Consider the following 2628-nt stretch of genomic DNA (forward strand, 5'->3'; position numbering starts at 1 on the left):
TGGTCCTGGCGATGACACGTCCGGCCTGGTCGTAGCTGGTGGTGCTGACCAGGCTTTGGGTGCTACCCGTGACGTTGCCGGTGCTGGTGCCGTACAGGCCAACTGCATCACTGCTGGACTGGAGCAGGCGACCCTGGTGGTCGTACTGGTAACGACCACAGATCTGCCCATCACTTGGACGCAACGCGATACTGAGATGCTTCTGGAGTAGCTGTGCTACTTGGGCGAAATCCAGATTGGATGTTTCGCTAGATCCACATGGGCGACTGGTGCGATTCACGCAACCACACGTTGAAGCAAAAGGCACGACGGCATTTTGAAACAAGCGCGTGATGGCGTGGTATCTCTTATCGCGGTGTGTTGCGAGTATGTTGTTCGACTACTTGACTGCTGGGGGCTAATGGATAACTAACCCCTAGCTAGTCGTAGTCGAGAAGCTAGGCAACAGACTTGTCTCGTTTTCTTGGCATTCTATTTTACCGAATAGTTTGCCATATTCTGATCTTGCAATTGCTTCGTAGGACATTGCTCGCAACAATCGGTATTCAACTGTATAAATATTGATCAAAAATCAAAAAATTTGTCTGCTAATCATTTTACTTTTTGATTGTTATGCCACTTATCAGGAGTGTTAAGATTTCAATGGAAATTCAATTATTGATACACACTCACTTGTATTATTTTTATTGTCAAAGAAAATATATTTAATTCCGTCAATATTAATCTCTTTGTACTGAAATAGTCCTTTATTTGAATATTCTGCCCTTTCATAAGTCTTCTTTTCACTTTTTGGGATTTGAACCAATAGTTCTGCGTATAAGCCTGAAGTTCCAATCAATATTTCTTTTGGAGGGGGGGCAAAAAAAGTATCTGTAGATGGTTCATCATCCAAAAATGCCCGCTTTAAAGCTGCTGGGGAAGTAGCCCAATAAACGACTGTGACAAACGGAGCCAACGGATCATTAGTTTCAAGATTTTTATTGGAAACTCGAGTTCTAACGTAAATATTTGTGCCAACCCGAAAAAATCCCTGAAAAATAGGCTCAGCGGTTTCACCAATTTGTGACAATGGCATTAATCGCTGTAAACTTAAGGCTTCATTCAATTCCATTATTTTTTCCTATTTGGGCCATTTAAAAATTTCTGGTTTTACTTTACCGTTATCAATCGCATTTAAAATGTCAGTCTTTAAAGTACTGTCAGGCCAGCTTTGAACGGTTGATTTAACTTCTTCAGTCCATTTCTCAAGGCTTTCGCTTGATACAGACGTTGGATAGGTTCCACCTGGGCCGCGATATTTGGCATCGGTAACATACACTACGCCAGTATCTGGATTATATGTTGCATAGTCTACCCCAGGTGCAGACGTTTTTCCTGGCTCGATAATTCCAATTCTACCTTCACCCAACGCTTGATTGTATCCATTCAATTCCCCTAAAGATCCATTTAACTCCGAAAATGGAGCACGGCCACCATTGACATTTGCAAGATTTTCGCTGGCGCCATTATTCTGACTGATTACAATATTATTTCCGAACTGGTCCAATTGATTTGGCGAGACAAGCACTTGTGGACCTGTCTGCTGATTAATCGGCGTAGTCGTGACTGTTGCGTCTGTCTGCTGATTAATCGGCGTAGTCGTGACTGTTGCGCCTGTCTGCTGATTAATCGGCGTAGTCGTAACTGTTGCGCCTGTCTGCTGATTAATCGGCGTAATCAATACATTCGATCCTATATTGGCTGGATTCGAGCTCCGGAAGTCAACTCCAAAGACGTTCATGCTAAAGTTGTTGAGCGCTTGCAATGGATTCGTTAAAAGCAATGAAAGACCATTCACTGCAGATGATATATCGATACCATTAAAACTAACACTGTAAGAACTATATCCTGTATTCAGCGTCGTCCTTCCTGGAACAACCACAGGTACCATCACAAAAGTACCAAAAGGCGTTGGAACCGCCATCGCTGCTATCAAAGCCTGATTTGAAATTCCGGTAGTGGAATAAATATCCTTCTTGGTGTTAGGTCCAACATCGTCAAATCCAATCACAAAAGCGTCATCAGTGGTTGTGTAGTCACCACCACCTCCGTCGTTGCCCAAACCGTTATTATCCCAATTTTCCGCATTTCCATCTCCGCCCCCCATTTTGCCGGCATTAATATTGCTCGTTATGAGAGCCGCTTCTTCTCGTGAAACCATCCCCATGTCAATTAACTGATTGATTGCCTCCTGATCACCACTTGCAATAATTCCACCAATAAAATCACCGTCATCCCAGGGAGTCGAATATGCATCGCGCCATTCCTCAGTCATGACATTGCGCTGATTATTGTTCTCGACTTCTTTAGAAGAATTAGCTGCGGTACTACGCAATTGTCTCAGTGCAGCTTCATCCAGTCCATCAAACACACCGTAAGCGATACTGGCATTGGTCGTGCCCGTGGTCACAGGCACTGGATTCACAACCGCCGTTGCGGTATTCGCCAGCGATGTCGCCTGTGTTTTCTGTTGCGCCACCGTTGCCGTGCCTAAATTCAGATTGTTCTGATACGTGCCGGTTGTCGTTGTCGCCGTGCCCGTGGTAGAACTGGCAGTCGTTGTCCCCAGCTTGACCTGCTGCACAAACG

Annotated in this window: 3 protein-coding genes; 1 reads left to right on the plus strand and 2 read right to left on the minus strand. The window is 44.6% G+C overall.

From position 1 onward, the window contains the following. Positions 1 to 211, plus strand: a 211-nt coding sequence (locus tag ACO0LK_RS26910; RefSeq protein ID WP_422980593.1) for a hypothetical protein, incomplete at its 5' end; no start/stop codon positions are given. A gap of 420 nt (positions 212 to 631) precedes the next feature. Here ACO0LK_RS26910 and ACO0LK_RS26915 read toward each other — a convergent pair. Both ACO0LK_RS26915 and ACO0LK_RS26920 read right to left on the minus strand, forming a co-directional pair. Next, the gene (locus ACO0LK_RS26915; RefSeq protein WP_422980594.1) at positions 632 to 1111 is read right to left on the minus strand and encodes a hypothetical protein; all 480 of its coding nucleotides are present in this window, start codon (positions 1109 to 1111) and stop codon (positions 632 to 634) included. A gap of 9 nt (positions 1112 to 1120) precedes the next feature. After that, positions 1121 to 2628, minus strand: a 1508-nt coding sequence (locus tag ACO0LK_RS26920; RefSeq protein WP_422980595.1) for a hypothetical protein, incomplete at its 5' end; no start/stop codon positions are given.

The sequence above is a fragment of the Undibacterium sp. Ji49W genome, from assembly GCF_049340205.1.
Lineage (GTDB): Bacteria > Pseudomonadota > Gammaproteobacteria > Burkholderiales > Burkholderiaceae_D > Undibacterium.